The organism is Campylobacter sp. CH278 (assembly GCF_004378845.1).
Taxonomy (GTDB): Bacteria; Campylobacterota; Campylobacteria; order Campylobacterales; family Campylobacteraceae; genus Campylobacter_D; species Campylobacter_D jejuni.
The window spans coordinates 195,426-217,364 of the sequence record NZ_RYXZ01000001.1 but is presented as its reverse complement, the minus strand read 5'-3'; the positions used below and the strand labels follow the sequence as shown (position 1 = coordinate 217,364).

The following is a 21,939-nucleotide window of genomic DNA, read 5'->3' as shown; positions in this document are numbered from 1 at the left end:
TCTCCTTACACTGTTCCTTTTTCATACATTGCACGATTGCGTTCTTTATCTTGTTTTCTTTTTGCTTTTTCAATTTCTTTATTTCTAAACTCAAGCACACTAAATTTAAACCATAATAATGTCGGACTTGCAACAAAAATAGAACTTAAAGTTCCCGCTATAATACCTACAATTAAAGCCAAAGAAAATCCTTGTATCATTTCCCCGCCAAAGAAATAAAGTATCACAACGGTTGCTAAAGTTAACCCTGAAGTTAAAACCGTTCTTGATAAAGTTGCTGAAACACTTTCATTGATAATAGGTGCAAGTTCGGTTTTTTTACTGGTTTTAATGCCTTCTCTGATTCTATCAAAAATAATAATTGTATCATTCAAAGAGTACCCAAGCACAGTTAAAACAGCAGCCAAAGTATCTAAATTAACATCAATTTTAAATAAAGAAATTGCCCCTAAAGTAATCACAACATCATGAATTTCACTGATTATAGCCGCAAGAGCAAAACGCCACTCAAAACGCAACGCTATGTAAATTAAAATTGCTATCAAAGATACAGCTATAGCCATAAGTCCTTTATTTCTAAGTTCATCACCTACTTTTGGACCTACCACATCAGCACGACGCACTTCAAATTTTCCCGTATCCTTTAAAAGAGTGCTTATATGCTCGCCTATATCATTGCTTACATTATCGTTGCTTCCTAAAAAGCGTATGGTTACTTCTTCATTGCTTCCAAATTCAGTTACAGATAAATTTTGAAAAGTTCCTTGTTTTTCTAAAATTTCTCGGATTTGTGTTATAGGAGCTGCATTTTCATATTTAAGCTGAACTAAAGTTCCTCCGCTAAAATCAATACCATATTGCAAACCCCTATTCCAAAGCAAATAAATAGAACCAAAAAACAAAATAAAAGAAAGAGAAATAGTAGCAAAACGCATTCTCATAAAATCATAAATTTTCTTTTCGCTAAAAAACTGCATTATCTTCTCCTGTAACCAAACCAAAATCTTGTATTATTACTTTTTTCTATGCGTTGCATAAAATAATCAAACATTCCGTGAGTTCCTAAAATAGCTGTAATCATAGAAACGACAATACCAATTCCCAAAGTCACAGCAAAACCTTTAACTGCTCCTGTTCCATAGGCATAAAGTGCTACCGAAGTAACTAAAGAAGTGATATTTGAATCTATAATCGCACTCATAGCATTTTTATAACCTTGTTCTATACTAGCTCTTATATTTACTCCATCTCGCAAGAGTTCTCGTATGCGCTCATTGATAATCACATTTGCATCTACCGCCATACCCACAGTTAAAACAAGTCCTGCCATCCCTGGTAAAGTTAAAGTTGCTCCAAACATAGCCATAACAGCCACTACTACCAAAACATTAACCAACATTGCAATATTTGCAAAAATTCCTGCCACACCGTAATACATCATCATAAATATTACAATAAAAACCGATGCACCGATTAATGCTATCATACTCATTTTAATACTATCAGCACCTAAAGATGGTCCTATACTTCTTTGTTCAAGTAATTTTACAGGCGCAAGCAAAGCTCCACTTCTTAAAGCTACCGCCACATCACGCGCTTCTTCTTGGGTAAAAGCTCCACTGATTTGCCCACTACCTCCGCCTATGCGTTCATTGATAGATGGAGCAGAATACACTTTATTATCAAGTACAATAGCAAGACGCTTTCCAACATTTGCTCCTGTATAATCAGCAAATTTTTTAGAACCCTCGGCATTTAAAGTAAAATTAATCACAGGATAATTACTCTTATCACTAATCCCTACTCTAGCATCAGTAAGCATAGATCCATCTAAAATAGGTATGCTTTTTAAGGTATATTTTAAATTTGGATTTCTAGAATCAGACACTAAAATCAGTCCATAACTCGCAGCCTCAGCATCACTCATTGTAGAAGCTTGACCCATTTTAGAATCATCAACTTCCATAAGTTGCAAATGTGCTGCTTTTGTGATGCGCTCTTTTGCTCTTAGTTCATCTTCTTTGGTTTTAATCCCTGCAAGTTCAACCAAAATCTTATCATCACCTTGTTTAGCAACTGTTGGCTCTGCTAAACCAAATTGATCAAGCCTATTTCTTATGGTTTCAACTGCTTGCAAAAGTGCAAAATTTTCTATATTTTTTACTTCTTCTGAGGTAAAAGAAATTTTATAGTGCATATTTTCACTTTGTATATTAATTCCTTTTATTTCTTTAAGCAAATTTTCAACTTTTGCAATATCTGCATTATCAAGCAAAGTAAATTCTAAAATATCATCATGGGTATTTAAGCCATCATTTAAAATATTTTCTTTATTAAAAGAATAACTCAATGAAGATGCAATTGATTTTATTTTAGATTTTACAGCTTCTTCATTATCTACACCTAAGAGCATATAAAGCCCGCCTTGCAAATCAAGCCCTAAATTAATCTTCGCACCACGTTCTGACTGCAAAAAAGAAGGGAGTGAAAAAGCCACTCCAAAAATAAATACCGCTATAAAAATAATCAAGCGATAATTGATTTTAGAATTACGCATCAATTTTCTTTGCTATAAATTCTCTTGAAATTTTTGCAGTAACATTGTCTTCATTAAGCTTAACTTTGATAAAATCCTCCTCTGGTTTTACGACTTCACAAATAAGTCCGCCATTAGTGATGATTTTATCTCCTTTTTGCAAAGACTCAAGCATTTGTTTATGTGCTTTTGCTTGTTTTTGTTGCGGTCTGATCACCAAGAAATAAAAAATTGCAAATAACACTACAAGAGGTAACAATGAAGTTAAAATTGAATTTTCTGCCATATTTTTCCTTTATTCCAAAAAAATTAAACACTAATTCTATCATTTTTAAAATAATAAAAGTCTTTTTTATTGCAATTTTACTTTCAAATTCTATTTATCTATCATTTTTTGAAAATATTTTTACACAAACTATTAGCCCATTTTTAGCTATTTGGGGGTTAGTTTTACTTCTAAAAAGTAAAAATTCTAAACAATATTTTTGGATAGGTTTTTTTGTAGGGATTCTTTGGTTTTGGTGGATTGGTTTATCTTCAATTTATTTTAATCTAAACTATTTAGTGCCAATTATACCAATTATCATTGGTTTTATTTATGGACTACTTTTTAGATTATGTTATTTATTAAAATTTGATTTTTTAAGGCTTTGTGGAATTTTTTGCATAAGTTTTATCCATCCTTTAGGATTTGATTGGCTTAATTGGGGAATTTTTACAGTTTATGGTTTTTTTGACCCAAGTTATCGTGGCATTATTTGCATATTTTTAATAGCATATTTCATCTATGAGGGTTATATATCAAGATATTATAAAATAGCGATTGTTCTTATTTTATTCTTTAGTGGATTTCAATATAATGAAAAACAAGCTCAAACTCTTAATTTAAACTACAAACTCATCAATACTAATATCTCTCAAGATCAAAAATTTTTACAAGAAAATTTAAAATCAAATTCTGATATCTTAATTCAAGATATACTTCAAGCTATAAATGAAAAAAAAGAACTTGTAATCTTGCCTGAAACCGCTTTTGCTTTTGATTTAAAAAATACCAAATACGAGCTTATACTTAAAGAATTATCTTATAAAATCACCATTATTACAGGAGCATTTCATGTTGAAAAAGAACATACTTACAATAGCACTTATATCTTTAAAAAAGGCAATGTCTATATTTTAAATAAGCATTTTTTAGTTCCCTTTGGTGAAGAAATTCCATTTTTTAAAGACTTAACAAAAAAATATTTTCTTAAAAATATTGAAGAATTTTCCAAAGGTCCTATACAAAGCAAATATAAATTAGATAATCAAATTATCACAAATGCAATTTGTTATGAAGCTACCAAAGAACAAAACTATCAAAATTCACAAATTATTATAGCCCTAAGCAACAATGCTTGGTTTAATAATAGTAGCGAATACAAACTCCAGCAACTCTTAATGAAATTTTATGCAAGTAAATATGGGGTTAGTGTTTATCATGCTACAAATGGCAAAGAGAATATAGTTATACTCCCTAAAAAGCTTTTAAGTAAAGATTGGAAAAATTTATCCAAAGAAATATTTAATGATAAAAAATAATATTAAAATTTTAATTTTAAAGTAATTTAAGTTATTTTATATTATAATTCTGTCAAACAATATTTTGACTTAGAGGGGTTTTTACCCCAAAAGCTAAATTAATTTAGCTTCCTTCCTAACTTTTATATTTATGGGGGATATTGAAAAATATCCCTCTAAGTCAAAAATTAATATAACCTCATTAATTCTTTATAATTATACAAGCTTTTTTAAGCTTGTATAATATTGTTAATTTTTTAAAGTAGCTTTTTAAACTGCTCTAGAGCATCAAGTTTTTCCCAAGGATAATCCTTTTGCCCTACTTGCCCACGAGCTGCCACATCCGCATAAAGAAAAGTTTCTTTACTTGGTTTATCTAGATGAAATTTATCACGGATCCAATTTGGCGTTAAAGAGAAATTTTGCATAACAAAATCACTTAAAACATCATCATTTACGCTAGTATTTGTGCCCATGCAATCCACGCTTACCGAAGTAGGTTTTGCAACACCTATAGCATAACTAAGTTGAACGATGCATTTTTTAGCAAGTCCTGCTGCAACTATATTTTTAGCTAGCCATCTGCCTGCATAAAGCCCACTTCTATCAACTTTTGTATAATCTTTACTCGATTGTGCACCACCGCCTATTGGAGAATAACCTCCAAAACTATCTACTATAAGTTTTCTTCCTGTTAAACCACTATCATGCAAAGAAGAGTGATTGACATATTTACCGGTTGGATTGATTAAAATTCTAGTTTTATTAGGATCAAAAAGTTCTTTTGGTAAATTACTATCCAAAATAAGTTTCATCACCAAAGATCTTAAATCTTCTATTTTCATACTTTCAACACAAGGTGCAGAAACTACTATAGTATGAATACTTTGCGGTTTGCAATTTTCAAAATTCGCCTTAGTGCCATAATCTATAGTTACTTGAGTTTTAATATCCACTCCAAGTTCATGTGGATGAGATTTTGCATAAGCATAAACTCTATCACATAGGATTCTTGCATAACTAATAGCTGCTGGCATATATTCCTCGGCTTCACAACTTGCAAAACCAAACATAATACCTTGATCACCTGCTCCTGTTTCACCATCTTCTTGATCAACACCTTGGTTAATATCAGGGCTTTGTTCATTTAAAAACACCATAACTTCGACTTCATCAGGATGTAAGCATTGTTCTTTGCTAAAATACCCTGCTCCATCATAACCAATGTTTTTTAAAACATCTTTAACTAAATTATCGTAATCAGCTTTACTAAGCTTGTGATTTGACTTAACTTCGCCTCCTATCACAACCTTATTTCCTGCGACAAAAACCTCACTCGCCACCCTTGAATTTTTGTCATTTTTCAAGAGTATATCCACTATTGTATCAGCGATTATATCAGCGCACTTGTCTGGATGACCTGCACTTACGACTTCTGAAGTGAATAGATACATAAAAGTCCTTTCATTTAAAATGAACCACAATTGTATCTAAATAAACTTATCAAAGCTTGATAAATTAAAAATTCTCTAAAATTAAGCAAAAGTTAGTTAAAATCAACTTCTGATATAAAAAATATTTAAAAGGTTTTTATGTTTTCTAAAATCATTCAAAGCTACGCTAAAGGCAACCTCATAGTTCAAATTTGCATAGGTATAGCACTAGGAATACTTATAGGCATTAGTTCTAAAGAAATATCTGAAATTGCAAATTTACTTGGAATACTTTTTACAAGTGCCTTAAAAGCTATCGCTCCTATGCTTGTTTTTATTTTAATTTTAACCTCAATTTGCACTAAAGATTTTTCTCAAAGTGGTGCTAAGATCAAAAATATTATTATTTTATATATAGTAGGCACCTTTCTTGCTTCAGCTTGTGCGGTTCTTGCTAATTTTTTCTTCCCTGTAAAGCTTGTTTTAGATGGAGTTCAAACTGCTACAAACTCATCTCCAACCCACATGAGTGAGATTTTCAAAGATCTTTTATTTAAAATTGTCGATAATCCCATAAATGCTCTTTCAAGTGGAAATTATTTAGGAATTTTAACTTGGGCAATAGCTGGAGGTATAGCATTAAAACACTGTTCTAACGAAGCAAAACAAGTTTTTATAGATATTAATGAAGGGGTTTTGAAAATTGTTAAATTTGTAGTAAAACTTGCTCCTTTTGGAATTTTTGGACTTGTGGCTAATTCTGTAGCACAAACAGGAGCGCAAGGTTTACTAAGTTATGTAAAACTTTTAATTTTACTTGTAGCTACTATGCTTTTTGTTACTTTTGTTATCAATGCCTTAATAGTCTTTTTTTATACAAGAAAAAATCCTTTTCCTTTGATTTTTATATGCTTAAGGCATAGTGCATTTTTTGCTTTTTTTACAAGAAGTTCAGCAGCAAATATTCCTGTAAATATGGCACTTTGTGCCAAACTTGGCATAGATAAAGAATTTTATGGCATTTCTATACCTTTAGGAGCTACTATCAACATGGCAGGAGCGGCAGTTACTATAGCTATTTTAAGTCTTACTGCAACCAATACCGTTGGTATAGAAATCAGTCTTTTACAAGCCTTTTTATTAAGCATTATTGCTACCTTTGCAGCTTGTGGGGCTAGCGGAGTTGCAGGCGGATCTTTACTGCTTATACCTTTGGCTTGTTCTTTATTTAATATAGACTATGATATTGCCATGAAGGTAGTTGCCATAGGTTTTATTATAGGGGTTATTCAAGATAGTGTTGAAACTGCTTTAAATAGTTCTACAGATGTTCTTTTTACAGCAATTTGTTCTAAAAATGAATTAAATTACAATATCAAATAAGGTAAAAACATGCGTCATCTCATCACTACAAAGGATTTTAATAAAGTCGAAATTATGGAGCTTTTTAAAGAAGCAAGTGATTTCTTAGATGAAAAACCTAGAACTTTTCTTGAAGGAAAAAGTATCACGACAATTTTTTTTGAAAACTCTACACGCACCCTTTCATCTTTTGAAAGCGCTGCAAGAAGATTAGGTGCTAGGGTTTTACGCCTTGATGTTTCAAGATCAAGCTCTAGCAAAGGAGAAACTCTTTATGATACTGCTGCTAATTTAAATGCCATGAGTCCTAATGCTATTGTTGTAAGACACGCAAACTCAGGAGTTCCTTTGATATTAGCAAAGCATATACATTGTCCAGTTGTTAATGGAGGAGATGGAAAACACGCCCATCCTACCCAAGCTTTACTAGATTTATTTACTATTTATAATCATTTTCAAGGCGATGTCGAAGGTAAGAAAATTTGCATCGTAGGTGATATTAAAAATTCCCGCGTTGCAGCGTCTAATATAGAACTTTTAAGCAGATTTAATCTTGATATTACCCTAGTAGCTCCACCACATTTTATGCCTAATACCCATCTTAAAAAACATTATAAACTTGATGAGAATATCATAGCAAATTCAGATATCATCATGAGTCTTAGAACACAAACAGAAAGACATAATAAAACCGTTTATGCTTCACTTAAAGACTATGCAAATGATTTTTGCATTCAAAAAAGCTTAGTAAAAGATAAAAAGCTTATTTTACTACATCCAGGCCCTGTTAATCGCAATATTGACATAAGCGATGAAATGATGAGTGATGAAAGAACTTTAGTTTTAAAACAAGTTAAAAATGGAGTGGCCATTAGAATGGCTGTTCTTAAAAAACTCATACTAGAAAATGAAGGATAAAAAATGTTAGAATGGGATTTAAGTGCTTTATTTCACGATAAAGAAGCATTGAAAAATTTTACACAAGATCAAATCCAACAAAGTTTAAATTTCAAAAAAAACTATGAAAATAAACTTTATACATTAAATGCTAATGAGTTTTTGCAAGCTTTAAAAGATTATGAAAATTTAAATCAAGCTCTTGGCAAAATCATGACTTATGCTTATTTACTTTTTGCTAAAAACACTCAAAATGGTTCTTTTTATGCACAATACGAAGAAGAGTGTAAAAAAATAGAAGAAAATTTACTCTTTTTCGAGCTTGAATTTTGTGAGTTGGCTCCTGAAAAAAGTCAAGAATTTACAACTTTTTGCAAAGATTATGATTTTTATCTTTCTAATTTATTGCAAAACAAACGTTATAATCTTAGCAAAAATGAAGAACGCATTATGCTTTATCTTTCAAATACAGGCGCAAATGCTTTTAGTAGACTTTTTGATGAAAGCATGAGCGCTTTAAAAATCCCTTTTGAAGGTAAAAAACTTAGCGAAGAAGAAATTCTAAGCAAAATGTATGATGAAGATAGAAAAATACGTAAAAAAGCTGCCAAAAAATTCAGTAAAGTTTTGCAAAAAAATAGCAGACTTTTAAGTTTTATTATCAATATGATAAAAACAGAAAGAAAAAACATAAGCTTATTAAGAGGTTATGAAAATGCTGAAATTTCAAGACATATCAGCAATCAAATTTCACAAAAAAGCGTTGATTCTTTGATAGCAAGTGCGCAAAAACATTTTAACTTAGTATCGCAATTTTACAAAAGAAAAAAACAAATTTTAGGCTATGATGAACTTAAAGACTATGACAGATATGCACCCATAGGAAAAGAAGCAAGTTTTGATTTTAAAACAAGTAAAAATATTGTTTTAGAGGCATTTCAAGCTTTTTCTCCTCAATTTTATGATATAGCAAAAAATGCTTTTGACCAAGGCTGGATTGATGTTTATCCGCAAGAAAATAAACAAGGGGGTGCTTTTTCGCATTCTGCAACTTCTGATGCACATCCTTTTGTTTTATTAAACTACACCAATAAAAGACGCGATCTTTTTACACTTGCACATGAATTAGGACACACTATCCATCAAAAACTTTCTTATAATGTAAGCTACTTAAATCAAAATACACCTTTAACCACCGCAGAAACAGCTTCAGTTTTTGCTGAAATGCTCGTATTTGATTTTATTAAAGATAAATTAAAAAAAGAAGAACTCTTATCTTTATATGCAAATAAAATCGAAGATATTTTTGCAACTTTTTATAGACAAATTAATTTTACTTGTTTTGAAAGACGCTTACATGCTCAAGAAAATGAACTTAGCACTGAAGAAATCAATAAAATTTGGATGGAAGAATCTCAAAAGATGTTTCAAGACAGCGTAAAACTTACAAAAAATTATGCTTCTTGGTGGAGTTATATTCCTCATTTTATCCATTCTCCTTTTTACTGCTATGCTTATGCTTATGCACAACTTTTAGTTTTAGCTCTTTATGGACTTTACAAAAGTAAAAAATGTGAAAATTTTAAAGAACTTTATATCAAAATGCTTTCTTTAGGTGGAAGCGTGAGTCCAAAAGAACTAGTAGGAATGTTTGGATTTGATATAGAAGATGAAAATTTTTGGGAAATAGGCATAAAAGAAATTCAAAAACTCATCAATGAATTCATGGAGTTACAATCATGTTAGAAACAATCTTAAAAAATGAAAATTTTATCCATACCATGCAAAAGCATTGTTATGAAGTTATTTCACACCTTATAGAAGAAAATATAGAATTTTCCATAGTTGCAAATACAAATTTCATAGATTTTAACCCTGAGCTTCCCAAAGAGCTTGATATTAAACAAAATCCTTATGCACTTTTTGCTCTTGGAGGATACACCTTTGAATCCATACAACTAAATAAAGATTTCATTCAATTTCACGCAGGTTTTGGAAATGATGATTTTGATAGTTTTGTAAAGGTTGATTTAGGAGCTATCACGCAAATTCAAGTAGAAAATAGCATTTTATTTGTTAATTTTAGCCTTTATAAACGTGAAGATAGCAAAAATTTACAAAAATCTAAAAATATATTTTTAAATAATCCAAAAAATAAAGATATTTTCAAAAAATGAATCTATTTGAAGATTTAAATGATAGTCAAAAACAAGCAGTAAGCCACATTGATGGAGCCATGCTTATCCTAGCGGGCGCAGGTAGTGGAAAAACCAAAACTATCACCACTCGTCTTGCTTATCTTATCGGTGAAGTAGGTATCCCCTCGCATAACACTCTTACTCTTACTTTTACAAATAAAGCAGCTAGTGTTATGCGTCATAGAGCATTAAATTTTCTACAAGGCAATCACAATCCTTTGCTTTGCACCTTTCATAAATTTGGACTTTTATTTTTAAAACTCCATTTTGAAAGATTGGAGCGTAAAAATAGTTTTATTGTTATCGATACAGATGATACAAAAAAAATAATTAAAGACTTAATCCATGATAAAAACAAAGATAATGTCTATGATATTATCAAATACATATCTTATTGCAAAAATGAAGGCAAAAGAGTAAGCAATGTCTTTGAAGATTTAAATTTACTAAAAGAACATAATTTTGAAAAATATCAAAATGAATACAAATTTGCCAACTATTACCGTGCTTATGAAGAATACTTATTAAAGCAAAATTTTGTAGATTTTGATGATCTTTTATTGCTAAGCAATCTCATTTTAGAAAATGATATAAATTTTGCCAAAGAACAAAGCTTACTTTATAATTACATTACAGTTGATGAGTATCAAGATACTAATACCTTGCAATATAAAATTCTAAAAAATCTATGTTGTATGCATGAAAATATCACAGTTGTTGGTGATGATGATCAAAGTATTTATAGTTGGCGTGGAGCAAAAATTGAAAATATTTTAAATTTTCAAAATGATTTTAAAAATGTTAAACTTGTAAAACTTGAACAAAACTATCGTTCAGTAGGGACTATTTTACAAGCAGCAAATAATCTCATATCTCACAATGAGCAACGACTTGGAAAAACTTTAATCTGCACTAAAGATACTGGGGAAAATATTAAAATATTAAAAAACGAAAACGAAAAAGATGAAGGTTTATATATCGCTCAAGAAGTAAAAAAATTGCTAAATTCTGGAGTAGAAGCTAAAGAGATCGCCATTTTATTTCGAGTTAATGCACTATCAAGAGCAATAGAAGAAGCATTTATGAAGGAAAAAATTTCTTATAAACTACTTAGCGGTATGCGTTTTTATGAGAGATTAGAAATAAAAGATTTAATCTCGTATCTTAGACTTATCTTAAATCCAAACGATGATTTGTCGTTTAGACGTATTATTAATCGCCCTAAAAGATCCATAGGAGAAAAAGCCCTAAAAAATTTAGAAGAATATGCAAAAAAACGTCAAATTTCACTTTTTGATGCCTTATGTGAAAGCGATGGCGGTGTAGGAATTTTAACAACAAAAAAAGCACAAAATGAAGCAAATATTTTTATACAAAATATTCACATTCTAAAAAGCTACGATAATGCAAAAAAAGTTTTTGACAATATAGAAGAATTATTTAAAATTAAGGATTATTTTTCAGAGCAAGATGATGGAGATGAAAGAATCAGAAATCTTGATGAGTTTTATGCTAATCTAAGAGAAAAACTCAAAGAAGATCCCGAAGCTTCTTTAGAAGATCTACTTAGTGAAATTTCTTTATTAAGTGATCAAGATAATTTAGATGAAGAATATGTTTGCTTAATGAGCATTCATGCTAGCAAAGGTTTGGAATTTGATTATGTTTTTATAATAGGCTTTGATGAAGGATTTTTTCCTTTAAATAGCGAAGAAAATCTCGAAGAAGAACGCCGTCTTGCTTATGTTGCCATCACTCGCGCCAAGAAATTTCTCACAATAAGTGTCGCAAATTCTCGTTTTTATCATGGTTCAAGAGCAAATATCAATCCTAGTCGCTTCTTAGAAGAAAGTAAATTAATCAATGAAAAATCAAAAAATCAAAATATACAAAAAACTAGTTTTTGCAAAGGAGATCTAGTTAAACATAAAATTTTTGGCATTGGCAGGGTTATTGAAGTTAATAAAAGCGGAAAAGAGGAAAAGCTTAATATTAATTTTGGTGGTATAATGCGTGTAATCATGGCAAGCTTCGTGGAAAAAGCAGTATGAATAAGATCTTTGCAGCCTTTAAACCAAGAGGTTTGAGTTCTAATGCCTTTTTAAGTACTTTAAAGAAAAAATATAAAAATAAAAAAGCAGGATATTCTGGCACTCTTGATCCTTTCGCCAAAGGGGTTTTAATCATTGCATTTGGACAATACACAAAACTTTTCCGATTTTTAAAAAAAACTCCAAAAACCTATAAAGCTACTTTATGGCTTGGAGTTTACTCCTTAAGTCTTGATGATCAAAATATAAAAGAAATTAAAAATATAAAAGAATTTGATCTTGCAAATTTACAACAAATCATTGATCAAATGCAAGGAATTATCTCCTATACACCGCCGCAATTTAGCGCCAAAAGAATCAATGGAACTCGCGCCTATGAACTTGCAAAAAAAGGTATAGAAGCAAATTTAAAACCTTGCCAAATGGAAGTATTTGATTGCAAGATTTTAAGCTATAATCATCCTTTTTTAAATATCGAAATCACAGTCAGTGAAGGTGCTTATATAAGATCTTATTGCAAACTTTTTGCTAGAAAACTAGGTATTAATGCGACTTTAAGCTCTTTAGAGCGCATTAAAGAAGGCAAATTTGTTTATAATAATGAGAAAAGCTTAAATGTGTTAAAATACATTAACCTAAAGCCAAATTTTATCAAGGATTTAAATAAACTCGAAAATGGTGCTAAAATTTTTGTCGAAGAATTAAAATTTCATGATGAAGGAGATTATTATATTGAAACAGAAAAATATTTTAGCATAATTAATATTAAAGAAAATACAGTAAAATATCTTCTAAATAAGGTTGAAAAATGTTAATATTATCAAGAAAAGAAAATGAAAGTATAATTATCGGAGAAGGTATAGAAATCAAAGTCGTTCAAACAGGGAAAGGATATGCCAAAATAGGCATAGAAGCTCCAAAATCCCTTATGATACTTAGAAAAGAACTTGTTCAACAAGTAAAGGATGAAAATTTGCATTCTGTTGTTCAGAATGATATTAAACTTGATGACTTAAGCAAAAAACTAATCAAATGAAAGCTTACGCTAAAACAAATATTTTTTTAAAACTTACCGGTTTTGACTCAAAAAAATATCATCTTTTAGAATCACGATTTATACTTTTAAAAGATCTTTTTGATGAGCTTGAGCTTGTTGATAAAGAATCAGATTCTAAAAAAGAATTTGAAATCATCAGTAATTTTAAATGCGAAAATAATATTATTCAAAAGGCTTATTTGCTACTTTCTAGAAGATATAATAACGAATTAAAAGAATTATTTAGCAAAAAAAGCCTAAAACTCACAAAAAATATCCCAGTATGCGCTGGACTTGGCGGTGGAAGTAGCGATTGTGCGAGTTTTTTACTACTAATGAATGAAACCCTAAATTTAAAATTAAACCTGCAAGAACTTATAAATTTAAGCATACAACTAGGAAGTGATATTGCCTTTTTTTTAAGTGGCTTTCACTCTGCTAATGTAAGTGGCTGTGGTGAAATTATAAAAGAATTTGAAGATGACATACCTAATTTAAAATGGACTTTTCCACAAATATCTTGCCAAACTAAAGCTGTTTATGATGAATTTGATAGAGGAATGTTTGACTTTCAAAAAAACAATAATCAAGCGCAAATCTACAAAAAACTCAGCACAAAAGAGTTGTTACAAAACTTTAAAAACAAAGAATTAAATGATTTATTTACTCCTTGTGCAACTTTATATCCTAAAATGAAGTCTTACTTACAAGAAGATTTTTTTCTAAGCGGTAGCGGTAGTAGTGTTTTTAAGGTTGATCGATGAAAATTATTGCGAGAAATAAAAAAGCTTTATTTGATTATAGCATCATAGAACGCTTTGAAGCCGGAATTGTCCTTAAAGGAAGTGAAGTTGTAGCCTTAAGAGCAGGAAGAGCAAATCTTAAAGACTCTTTTGTTCGCATTATAAAAAATGAGATTTTTTTACTTAATTCTCATATTTCATTGCTTCATACTACACATTCTTTCTATAAACACGAAGAAAGAGGTGCTAGAAAGCTTTTAATGCATAGAAAGCAAATTGATAAATTATTAGGTAAAGTAAGTATAGAAGGATATACTATCGTTGCATTAGATCTTTATTTTAACACAAAAAATAAAGTAAAAGCCACTCTTGCTTTAGCTAAAGGGAAAAATTTGCACGACAAGCGTGAAACTTTAAAGAAAAAGCAAGCCGATTTAGAAGCTAGAGCTGCTATGAAAAATTATAAATAAAGGAAATTAAATGAAAAAAATTTTAACCCTATTTTTAATAAGTTTAGCATTTTTTCTTAATGCTTGCTCCAAAGAAGAAGAAATTCAAAATGATTTTATGTTTGAAGAGTATCACAAAGGAGATAAAATAGTCTTAAATAGTGTAAATGGTGGAAGCAAAACTTTAATAAGAACAGATAAAGGTTTTGTGGTAGAAGGAGAGGAAGGAAAAGTTTTAATGTTTGATTTTTTTGGCACTTTTTGCACCCCATGCAAAGAAGAAGCTTTAGATCTTAGCAAACTTTGGAAAAATAATTCTAGCAAATTTGTTATTATAGGACTTACACATTTTGAAGATGTTAGCGATGAAACAGTTAAAAAATTCGCGGATGATTATGGTGCTTACTATTTTCTAAGCAATGGCGGTTCTAATGATCGTATTATTGCTCAAATTTTAAAAGATATAGACTATCAAAATATGGAGCAACTTCCTTTTAAAGTTGTTTTAAAAAATGGAATTTATCAAAAAATAAGCGATTACTGGAATAATAATGCTCCAACAAATTTTTATCTTGGCAAAATTCCAACAGAACTCATGCAAGAAGATTTAAATAAAATCTACAAAGGAAAATAATGCCAAAAACCCAGACTCTAGAGCAGACAAAACTTAGTGAACCAAAAATGTATAAAGTTATACTCTTAAATGATGATGTAACAACCATGGATTTTGTCATAGAAATTTTGATGAATATTTTTCATCAAAACCTTGAAAAAGCAAGTCAAACAATGTTAGAAATTCATCACAATGGTTCTGGAATTTGTGGCATTTACACTCAAGAAATAGCTCTTTCAAAACAAAAAAAAGTTATAGATGCGGCTAAACTTGCTAATTTTCCACTACAAGCAAAGGTAGAAGAAGAATGAAATACCAAGAAAATTTACAAAAATATCTTGATAATGCCAAAAATCTAAGCTTAATAAACCACCATGAATTTGTTACCTGTGAGCATGTACTGTTTGCATTACTAAAACTAAGCACTGATTTTAAGGATATATTTGAAGAATTTTCAGATGGAGATCTTGAGCTTCTAGAAACCGAATTAAAAAATTATATTTCTCAAAACAATCAAGTTATTAAACAAGAAATAGAACCTACAATATCTGTTGTTTTAGATGAAATCTTACTTTCATCTAAAAATAAAAATAATGAAATTAAAATTATAGATTTTTTAGAAAAGCTCATACACGATTCAAGAAGTTATTCTAGCTATCTCTTAAAAAAACACAACATAAATCTTAACAAAATTCAAGAACTTCAAAATCATGAAAATATACAAAATTTAAGCAACCACACAAGTGATTTAACACTTTTAGCTCAAAATGGCAAGATTGATCCTTTAATAGGAAGAAAATTTGAACTTGAAAGAATGATGCAAATTCTTTCACGTCGCAAGAAAAATAATCCTATTTTAGTAGGAGAAGCAGGAGTTGGCAAAACGGCCATTGTAGAAGGATTAGCATTGGCTATTGCAAAAAAAAAGGTGCCTAAAAACTTACAAAATGCAAAAATTTTTAGTCTTGATATGGCTAGTATACTTGCGGGAACAAAATACCGTGGAGATTTTGAAAAAAGAATTAAAGAAATTTTAAATGAACTTGAGAAAATACCCAATGCTATTTTATTTATTGATGAAATTCACACTATAGTAGGAGCTGGAAGCACAGGAGAATCTCATACTGATTTTTCCAATCTTTTAAAACCAGCTCTAAGCAATGGAACTTTAAAATGCATAGGTGCAACAACTTTTATGGAATATAAAAATACTTTTGATAAAAATAAACCCCTAAGTCGCCGTTTTGCTAAAATAAATGTAGATGAACCAAACCAAGAAGAAAGCTTGCAAATTCTTAAAGGATTAAAAAACAAATATGAAGAATTTCATCATATAAAATTAAACGATGAAATTCTTCAATATGCTGTAATTTGGGGTAAAAAATTTTTTAATGATAAATTTTTACCTGATTGTGCTATAGATCTGATCGATGAACTTGGCGCTTCTTTTGCTTTAAATCCAAAAGCTAAAAAAAATGTCAATTTAAAAGATTTAGAAAATGTTTTAGCAAAAATGACCCACCATCACAAAATGTTTGAATTCGATCAAAATAAAGCTTTAATGAATTTAAAAACAAATTTAAAAGCAAAAATTTTTGGCCAAGATGAAGTTATAGATAGTCTTGTTTTATCACTTAAGCAAAGTTTCGCGGGATTTAAAAATTCCAATACACCACGCGGAGTGTTTTTGTTTACCGGATCAAGTGGAGTTGGAAAAACAGAACTTTGCAAATCTTTAGCTGAATTTTTAGGTTTAAATTTAGAACGCTTTGATATGAGTGAATATGCAGAAAAACATGCTATAAGTAAACTAATAGGATCTCCAGCTGGATATATAGGTTTTGAAGAGGGTGGACTTTTAAGCAATGCTATTCGCAAAAATCCTTTCAGTCTTGTTCTTTTTGACGAAATAGAAAAGGCTCATCCTGATTTAAGCAATACCTTTTTACAGATTTTTGACAATGCTGAACTCACTGACAATAGCGGTCTTAAAGTAGATTTTAAAAATACAATCATTATTATGACATCTAATCTAGGACTTAAAGAAAGCAATGAGCTTGGTTTTTTAAGTAAAAATGAAGAAAAAAGTAATCGTGCTATCAAAGATTTTTTTGCTCCAGAATTTATTAATCGCATTGATAAAATTTTACATTTTAATGATTTAAACGATGTTATACTTGTTAAAATTATCGAAAAAGAACTTGATGAAATTTCTAAAAATTTAAATAATATAAAATTATCAGTGGATGATAAAGCTAAAATTTATTTAGCTAAAAAAGCCTATAATAAAGAATTTGGAGTAAGGCTTTTAAAACGCATAATTTCTGAGGAGATAGGAGAAAAAATCAGTGATGAAATTTTATTCGGAAAGCTTAAAAAAGGCGGTATAGCTAAAATCAAACTTGGTAAAAATGGAAAGCTTGAATTTATATTCTAAATTACTCAATGCACCTAAAAATGCTCCTGTATTTTTAAGTCAAAATTTAGAAGCTGATTTTATTGTAAAAGCTTATACTTTTGGTCTATTCCCATGGACAAGTAAACCTGTAACTTGGTGGTGCCCAGATCCTAGATGCGTTTTAATTCCAAATCAAATTCACATCCAAAAAAATATGAAAAAATTTATTAATCTCTATCAAATTAAACTTGATTATGATTTTTTAAAATTAATTACATTATGTCGCGATACACGCTCTCAAAGCTGGATAGATGATGAATTTATTACCACTTATTATAAGTTATTTACCCAAGGCTATGCGCATAGCCTTGAACTTTATGAAAATAATGAACTTATAGGTGGAATTTATGGTTTAATTTTAGGCAAGGTTTTCTTTGGTGAAAGTATGGTAAGCATTAAAAAAAATGCATCTAAAGTTGCCATGATTAAACTTTGTGATTTATTAAAACCTTATGATTTTATCATAGATTGTCAAGTTTATAACCAACATTTAGAATTCATGGGTGCTCATAATATTTCTAGGAAAGAATTTTTAAATATTTTAAAAGAAAAATGCAATCAAGAAAGTGGTTTTAAAAATTTTAAAGATTTAATGACTTAAAAAATAAGCGTGAAAATCACGCTTATGACATTGCTTTAGCAACTTCAGCAGAGCTTTCACGAATTTTCTCCATACATTCTCTTGCTTCTTTTGCAAGTTCAACACTCTGATTAACATCCTCTAAACCGCTTTTAATACTCTCAACCACTTGTGATGTAACATTACGAATAGAATTAATCGTAGTGGTAATTTCATTAACTGAATGCCCTGTTCTTTCAGCTAAATTTCTTACTTCATCAGCAACAACAGCAAAACCTCTACCATGTTCACCAGCACGTGCTGCCTCAATAGCAGCATTTAAAGCAAGCAGATTAGTCTGATCAGCAATATCACTAATAGTCTGAATAATAGATTTAATTTCATCTGATTGTTGATTTAATGAGGAAACAAGATTTGAACTTTGAGACATCATATCAGCAATATTCTGAACATTTGAAACAGTGTTTTCAATTACACGATCTCCATCTTGAGTAAGATTATCATTTTTTTCTGCAAGTTCGCTTATGAGACGAAGTTTTTCTTGATCTTTTTTAACTTGTTCGCTTATATCTGTAGCAAATTTAATAACCTTGTAAATTTTTCCATCATCATTTTTAACCGGATTATAACTTGCTTCAAGGTATACTTTTTTATTATTTCTTCCGTATCTTATATATTTACCTGATTGAAATTTACCCTCTCTTAAATCTTCCCAAAATTGAACATAGTCCTTAGAGTGTCTATAATTAGAATCACAGAACATACTATGATGCTTTCCTTTAATCTCATCAATATTAAAATCCATAGTTCTTAAAAAATTTTCATTAGCCGTAATAATAGTCCCATCAGGTTTAAATTCAATAATAGCCATAGAACGATTAGCAGCAGCAATAGTATTTCTAAGATCAAGCATTTCATAATGTCTTTGAGTTATATCATTGGCAAATTTAATAATTTTATAAACATGACCATTATTATCACTAATTGGAAGATAATTTGCTTCTAAATAAACATCTATCCCTCCCTTAGCTATACGTCTAAAAAGACCACTTCTGGCTTTTCCATCTCTTAAATCTTTCCAAAAATCACTATATGCTGAAGAATTAACAACTTCAGGCAAACAAAACATACTATGATGCTTGCCCTTGATCTCTGAAAGAGAGTATTTCATAGTTGTTAAAAAATTTTGATTTGCCTCTAAAATAACGCCATCGGTAGTAAATTCAATTACCGCCATGGTATTCCCGATAGATCTTAAAATATCTCCTAAACCATTACACTTTTTTCAAGTTGTTCAATTATTTCAGTATTATTTTTCTTAGCACCAAACATAAAACTCACCTTTTTAATAATAAATTATTTTAAAATTATATCATATTTATATAGTATTATTTACTTAAAATTATATTAATTTATAAGTTAAATATATCCTTTAAACCTACAATAATCATCTTAAACCCCATAGCAGCAATAAATACTTGTGCTATACGAGAAAAAACATGTAAAATCAATTTTCCAACTATTTTTTCTATAGTAGCTGCAAAATGAAAAAGTATAAACATAAAAATAAAAGCTATCATTACTCCGCCAAGAGCAACATCAAGCCCACCATCTTCGGCTATAACGATAACACTAGCTAAAGTTCCAGGCCCAACAAGCATAGGAAATGCCATAGGTATTAAACTCTGTCTTAAAATTTCCTTATCATCCATATCCTGATAAGAACTAAAATCCTTAGTTGCAATTTTTGTTGAAAAAAGTAAATTTTTAATAGCCATTATAATAAGAACCAAACCACCAGAAACCCTTAAATCATCTAATGAAACCCTAAAAATATAGTTCATAAACAAAGGTCCTGATAATAAAAATACCAAAACTATAGTAAAAGCTGTATAGAGAATAGTTCTAAAAAGTTTTTTTCGAAGCATTAAAGGCAATCCATCACTCATAGCCAAAAATTGAGTTAAATTACCAAAAGGATTTAATATGGCAAGTAAAGTAATTGCAGCAAAAAACATCAAATAAAGCTCAGAACCCATACTAGAAAACACTATCAATCCTTAGTTTTTACAAATTCCAAAGAAATAGAATTTACACAATGTCTTACATTTTTAGCAGAAAATCCTTCTCCTTCAAAAACATGACCTAAATGCCCATTGCAGTTTGCACATACAATCTCGGTTCTAATCCCATCTTTATCAGGAATTCTTTTAACAGCCCCTTTTATTTCATCATCAAAGCTAGGCCATCCACAACCTGATTTAAATTTATCTTCGGATTTATAAAGCGAAGCTCCACATTGCTTGCATTGATAGATTCCTTTTTCATAAAAATCATTATATTTCCCACTAAAAGGAGCTTCTGTTCCTTTATTTAAAATTACTTTTTTTTCTTCTTCACTTAATTCTTTCATGTTCTACCCTTGTAAAATAATTTTTATATTATATAATTAAAATTTCAATTTTAAATGATAAATTTTTATAATTTTCAAGAAAGTTTTAAATGCAAAAAGAATTTTTTCAAGAACTTCAAGATATTTTATATGAAAAAAATACAACTATAAAATTCCACTCTTTTCAAAATTTTTATGAAGACTTTAAAAGCCACAAATTTATTTTTAATCACGAACATCAAAGCATTTTCAAAAAAAATACATCGCAACAAATTACCTTGCTTCATCCTACGCGTATAAGAAGGCCTAAATTTGTCAATTCAACTCATGCGCTTGCTAAAATAATTCATTCAGTTGCTCATATAGAATTTAATGCAATTAACCTGGCTTTAGATGCGAGTTATCGCTTTAAAAATCTACCTTTGCAATTTTATTACGATTGGCTGGAGGTGGCAGATGAGGAAATTAAACATTTCAAACTTTTAAATTCAGCACTTGAAGAACTTGGTTACAAATATGGAGATTTTCCAGTGCATGATAATTTAGAATCTGCTCTAGAAGCTACAAAAGACTCTTTAAGCTTTAGAATGGGAATAGTTCATAGAGGTTTAGAAGCTAAAGGGCTTGATGCCAACCCTTTTGTTGTTCAAAAACTTCAAAGTTCCAATCATTCCATTAAAAATCTTTTAATGGAATATCTTGAAATTATACTTAATGATGAAATAAAACACGTTAAAAAAGGAGATACTTGGTGGAAATTTGCAAATCAAAGCAAGTATGATTTTATCGAGCTTTGCAAAACGTTTAAACAATTCTCTCTTGCAGGAAAAAAACTTAACATTCAAGCAAGAATCAAAGCTGGCTTCACTCAAGAAGAATGCGAAGTCATTGAAAAATTTTACTCTTGATTTCTTATCTTAAATTTTGAAACAATAATGGTATATAAAACCCGAATAATTCCATAAAGCACATACAAGCTTGCTAAAATTACTAAACTTTCAAGGGGATAAAGATATAAAAATGAAAATATTATAATTAAAATAATCAAAACTTTTAAAACACTAGAACGATTAAAATCAAGCTTTTTAAAGCTAGGATAGCGTATATTACTTACCATTAAAAGCCCTAAAATTGCTTGAAGCACCAAAAAAACTACACCATAAGGCTTTAAAAAATCATAACTGATAAACGCGTAAGTCCATATAGCACTCACAACTGCTGCAGTAGGTATAGGAAGACCTATAAAAACGGAGGGTTCATAAGTGCCTGTGGTGACATTAAATCTCGCCAAACGAATAGCTCCAAAAACCACAAAAAAAGCTGTAATCAAAGATCCAAGCTTTCCAAAATCATAACCTATAGCCATATAAAAAAGAACCGCTGGAGCAACTCCAAAAGCTACTAGATCAGCTAAAGAATCAAATTCTACTCCAAATTTTGAAGTAGAATTTGTAAGTCTTGCAACGCGGCCATCAAGCCCATCGCAAATCAAAGATAAAATAATATAAATCAAAGCTGTATAATAATTTCCATGTATTGAAGCTATAATAGAAATAACCCCTAAAAAAGCTGAAGCAGCTGTAAAAAGATTGGGTAAAATATAAATTAGTTGCGGTCTGTTATTCATT

Annotated in this window: 22 protein-coding genes and 1 pseudogene; 15 read left to right on the top strand and 8 right to left on the bottom strand. The window is 29.9% G+C overall.

The features are described from left to right. Positions 1-5 precede the first annotated feature (5 nt). From secF to yajC, 3 genes are read right to left on the bottom strand one after another with little or no spacing between them, the layout of a single operon-like run. Positions 6-977 carry a protein translocase subunit SecF gene (gene secF, locus ELQ04_RS01110; protein ID WP_044778065.1) on the bottom strand — a complete coding sequence of 324 codons (972 nt, stop codon included), beginning with the start codon at positions 975-977 and terminating at the stop codon, positions 6-8. Further along, positions 977-2,557, bottom strand: a complete 1,581-nt coding sequence (gene secD / locus ELQ04_RS01105; RefSeq protein ID WP_002866115.1) for a protein translocase subunit SecD — start codon at positions 2,555-2,557, stop codon at positions 977-979. The genes secF and secD overlap by 1 nt, the downstream gene beginning before the upstream one ends. Then, positions 2,550-2,822 carry a preprotein translocase subunit YajC gene (yajC, locus tag ELQ04_RS01100; protein ID WP_002786346.1) on the bottom strand — a complete coding sequence of 91 codons (273 nt, stop codon included), beginning with the start codon at positions 2,820-2,822 and terminating at the stop codon, positions 2,550-2,552. The genes secD and yajC overlap by 8 nt, the downstream gene beginning before the upstream one ends. On the opposite strand from yajC, the gene ELQ04_RS01095 reads away from it, so the two are divergent. Then, a complete protein-coding gene (locus tag ELQ04_RS01095) occupies positions 2,795-4,120 on the top strand; it encodes an apolipoprotein N-acyltransferase (RefSeq protein ID WP_002877769.1) in 1,326 nt (441 codons plus the stop codon). The two genes, yajC and ELQ04_RS01095, sit on opposite strands and share 28 nt — an antisense overlap. 236 nt (positions 4,121-4,356) lie before the next feature. Here the strand turns inward: ELQ04_RS01095 and metK are convergent, their stop codons facing one another. After that, a complete protein-coding gene (gene metK, locus ELQ04_RS01090; protein ID WP_002936729.1) occupies positions 4,357-5,553 on the bottom strand; it encodes a methionine adenosyltransferase in 1,197 nt (398 codons plus the stop codon). 138 nt (positions 5,554-5,691) lie between these two features. Between metK and sstT the strand changes: the two genes are divergently transcribed. Genes sstT through aat form a run of 13 tightly spaced genes read left to right on the top strand, consistent with a single transcriptional unit; the run spans position 5,692 to position 17,940 of the window. After that, positions 5,692-6,915, top strand: a complete 1,224-nt coding sequence (sstT, locus tag ELQ04_RS01085) for a serine/threonine transporter SstT (RefSeq protein WP_002936730.1) — start codon at positions 5,692-5,694, stop codon at positions 6,913-6,915. Positions 6,916-6,924: 9 nt separating this feature from the next. After that, positions 6,925-7,812 carry an aspartate carbamoyltransferase catalytic subunit gene (locus tag ELQ04_RS01080; RefSeq protein WP_002936731.1) on the top strand — a complete coding sequence of 296 codons (888 nt, stop codon included), beginning with the start codon at positions 6,925-6,927 and terminating at the stop codon, positions 7,810-7,812. A gap of 3 nt (positions 7,813-7,815) precedes the next feature. Continuing rightward, on the top strand, positions 7,816-9,537 hold the full coding sequence (locus ELQ04_RS01075; RefSeq protein WP_002936732.1) for a M3 family oligoendopeptidase: 1,722 nt from the start codon (positions 7,816-7,818) through the stop codon (positions 9,535-9,537). Beyond that, positions 9,531-9,968: a hypothetical protein gene (locus ELQ04_RS01070; protein ID WP_002852822.1), complete on the top strand. Its 438-nt coding sequence runs from the start codon at positions 9,531-9,533 to the stop codon at positions 9,966-9,968. The genes ELQ04_RS01075 and ELQ04_RS01070 overlap by 7 nt, the downstream gene beginning before the upstream one ends. Next, entirely contained in the window at positions 9,965-12,040 is a 2,076-nt protein-coding gene (locus ELQ04_RS01065) for a 3'-5' exonuclease (protein WP_002936733.1), read from the top strand. Before ELQ04_RS01070 ends, ELQ04_RS01065 begins: the two co-directional genes overlap by 4 nt. Then, positions 12,037-12,855, top strand: a complete 819-nt coding sequence (gene truB / locus ELQ04_RS01060) for a tRNA pseudouridine(55) synthase TruB (protein WP_002936734.1) — start codon at positions 12,037-12,039, stop codon at positions 12,853-12,855. Before ELQ04_RS01065 ends, truB begins: the two co-directional genes overlap by 4 nt. Next, complete coding sequence (gene csrA, locus ELQ04_RS01055; RefSeq protein ID WP_002852854.1) at positions 12,849-13,076, top strand: carbon storage regulator CsrA; 228 nt, start codon at positions 12,849-12,851, stop codon at positions 13,074-13,076. Before truB ends, csrA begins: the two co-directional genes overlap by 7 nt. Further along, positions 13,073-13,840 carry a 4-(cytidine 5'-diphospho)-2-C-methyl-D-erythritol kinase gene (locus ELQ04_RS01050; RefSeq protein ID WP_002936736.1) on the top strand — a complete coding sequence of 256 codons (768 nt, stop codon included), beginning with the start codon at positions 13,073-13,075 and terminating at the stop codon, positions 13,838-13,840. The genes csrA and ELQ04_RS01050 overlap by 4 nt, the downstream gene beginning before the upstream one ends. Then, positions 13,837-14,289: an SsrA-binding protein SmpB gene (gene smpB / locus ELQ04_RS01045; protein WP_002852861.1), complete on the top strand. Its 453-nt coding sequence runs from the start codon at positions 13,837-13,839 to the stop codon at positions 14,287-14,289. The genes ELQ04_RS01050 and smpB overlap by 4 nt, the downstream gene beginning before the upstream one ends. A 10-nt stretch (positions 14,290-14,299) precedes the next feature. Further along, entirely contained in the window at positions 14,300-14,902 is a 603-nt protein-coding gene (locus ELQ04_RS01040; protein WP_002880662.1) for a TlpA disulfide reductase family protein, read from the top strand. After that, complete coding sequence (locus ELQ04_RS01035) at positions 14,902-15,192, top strand: ATP-dependent Clp protease adaptor ClpS (protein ID WP_002856038.1); 291 nt, start codon at positions 14,902-14,904, stop codon at positions 15,190-15,192. The genes ELQ04_RS01040 and ELQ04_RS01035 overlap by 1 nt, the downstream gene beginning before the upstream one ends. Continuing rightward, complete coding sequence (locus ELQ04_RS01030; protein ID WP_044778062.1) at positions 15,189-17,318, top strand: AAA family ATPase; 2,130 nt, start codon at positions 15,189-15,191, stop codon at positions 17,316-17,318. Before ELQ04_RS01035 ends, ELQ04_RS01030 begins: the two co-directional genes overlap by 4 nt. Further along, the gene (gene aat, locus ELQ04_RS01025) at positions 17,293-17,940 is read left to right on the top strand and encodes a leucyl/phenylalanyl-tRNA--protein transferase (protein ID WP_004316682.1); all 648 of its coding nucleotides are present in this window, start codon (positions 17,293-17,295) and stop codon (positions 17,938-17,940) included. The genes ELQ04_RS01030 and aat overlap by 26 nt, the downstream gene beginning before the upstream one ends. Before the next feature lie 22 nt (positions 17,941-17,962). Here aat and cetZ read toward each other — a convergent pair. The 3 genes and pseudogenes from cetZ to ELQ04_RS01010 all read right to left on the bottom strand — a co-directional run bounded on the left by cetZ (position 17,963) and on the right by ELQ04_RS01010 (position 20,332). Continuing rightward, positions 17,963-19,251, bottom strand: a pseudogene (gene cetZ / locus ELQ04_RS01020) (energy taxis response protein CetZ). A gap of 80 nt (positions 19,252-19,331) precedes the next feature. After that, positions 19,332-19,958 (bottom strand): MarC family protein, encoded by a 627-nt coding sequence (locus ELQ04_RS01015; RefSeq protein WP_002866128.1) that lies wholly within the window; start codon positions 19,956-19,958, stop codon positions 19,332-19,334. A gap of 14 nt (positions 19,959-19,972) precedes the next feature. Then, entirely contained in the window at positions 19,973-20,332 is a 360-nt protein-coding gene (locus tag ELQ04_RS01010) for a methionine-R-sulfoxide reductase (protein WP_004316680.1), read from the bottom strand. Between the two features lie 89 nt (positions 20,333-20,421). Between ELQ04_RS01010 and ELQ04_RS01005 the strand changes: the two genes are divergently transcribed. Further along, entirely contained in the window at positions 20,422-21,219 is a 798-nt protein-coding gene (locus ELQ04_RS01005; RefSeq protein WP_044778000.1) for a ferritin-like domain-containing protein, read from the top strand. Here ELQ04_RS01005 and pssA read toward each other — a convergent pair. Then, positions 21,210-21,938 carry a CDP-diacylglycerol--serine O-phosphatidyltransferase gene (gene pssA / locus ELQ04_RS01000; RefSeq protein WP_002859122.1) on the bottom strand — a complete coding sequence of 243 codons (729 nt, stop codon included), beginning with the start codon at positions 21,936-21,938 and terminating at the stop codon, positions 21,210-21,212. The two genes, ELQ04_RS01005 and pssA, sit on opposite strands and share 10 nt — an antisense overlap. Position 21,939 lies beyond the last annotated feature (1 nt).

Coding starts and splice junctions, on each gene's coding strand:
- ELQ04_RS01035 (WP_002856038.1), top strand. CDS start 14,902: ATGCCAAAAACCCAGACTCTAGAGCAGACAAAACTTAGTGAACCAAAA.
- ELQ04_RS01070 (WP_002852822.1), top strand. CDS start 9,531: ATGTTAGAAACAATCTTAAAAAATGAAAATTTTATCCATACCATGCAA.
- secD (WP_002866115.1), bottom strand. CDS start 2,557: ATGCGTAATTCTAAAATCAATTATCGCTTGATTATTTTTATAGCGGTA.
- smpB (WP_002852861.1), top strand. CDS start 13,837: ATGAAAATTATTGCGAGAAATAAAAAAGCTTTATTTGATTATAGCATC.
- ELQ04_RS01005 (WP_044778000.1), top strand. CDS start 20,422: ATGCAAAAAGAATTTTTTCAAGAACTTCAAGATATTTTATATGAAAAA.
- metK (WP_002936729.1), bottom strand. CDS start 5,553: ATGTATCTATTCACTTCAGAAGTCGTAAGTGCAGGTCATCCAGACAAG.
- ELQ04_RS01065 (WP_002936733.1), top strand. CDS start 9,965: ATGAATCTATTTGAAGATTTAAATGATAGTCAAAAACAAGCAGTAAGC.
- ELQ04_RS01075 (WP_002936732.1), top strand. CDS start 7,816: ATGTTAGAATGGGATTTAAGTGCTTTATTTCACGATAAAGAAGCATTG.
- csrA (WP_002852854.1), top strand. CDS start 12,849: ATGTTAATATTATCAAGAAAAGAAAATGAAAGTATAATTATCGGAGAA.
- ELQ04_RS01015 (WP_002866128.1), bottom strand. CDS start 19,958: ATGGGTTCTGAGCTTTATTTGATGTTTTTTGCTGCAATTACTTTACTT.
- ELQ04_RS01050 (WP_002936736.1), top strand. CDS start 13,073: ATGAAAGCTTACGCTAAAACAAATATTTTTTTAAAACTTACCGGTTTT.
- ELQ04_RS01040 (WP_002880662.1), top strand. CDS start 14,300: ATGAAAAAAATTTTAACCCTATTTTTAATAAGTTTAGCATTTTTTCTT.
- aat (WP_004316682.1), top strand. CDS start 17,293: ATGGAAAGCTTGAATTTATATTCTAAATTACTCAATGCACCTAAAAAT.
- truB (WP_002936734.1), top strand. CDS start 12,037: ATGAATAAGATCTTTGCAGCCTTTAAACCAAGAGGTTTGAGTTCTAAT.
- sstT (WP_002936730.1), top strand. CDS start 5,692: ATGTTTTCTAAAATCATTCAAAGCTACGCTAAAGGCAACCTCATAGTT.
- yajC (WP_002786346.1), bottom strand. CDS start 2,822: ATGGCAGAAAATTCAATTTTAACTTCATTGTTACCTCTTGTAGTGTTA.
- ELQ04_RS01010 (WP_004316680.1), bottom strand. CDS start 20,332: ATGAAAGAATTAAGTGAAGAAGAAAAAAAAGTAATTTTAAATAAAGGA.
- ELQ04_RS01080 (WP_002936731.1), top strand. CDS start 6,925: ATGCGTCATCTCATCACTACAAAGGATTTTAATAAAGTCGAAATTATG.
- secF (WP_044778065.1), bottom strand. CDS start 977: ATGCAGTTTTTTAGCGAAAAGAAAATTTATGATTTTATGAGAATGCGT.
- pssA (WP_002859122.1), bottom strand. CDS start 21,938: ATGAATAACAGACCGCAACTAATTTATATTTTACCCAATCTTTTTACA.
- ELQ04_RS01095 (WP_002877769.1), top strand. CDS start 2,795: ATGAAGTTAAAATTGAATTTTCTGCCATATTTTTCCTTTATTCCAAAA.
- ELQ04_RS01030 (WP_044778062.1), top strand. CDS start 15,189: ATGAAATACCAAGAAAATTTACAAAAATATCTTGATAATGCCAAAAAT.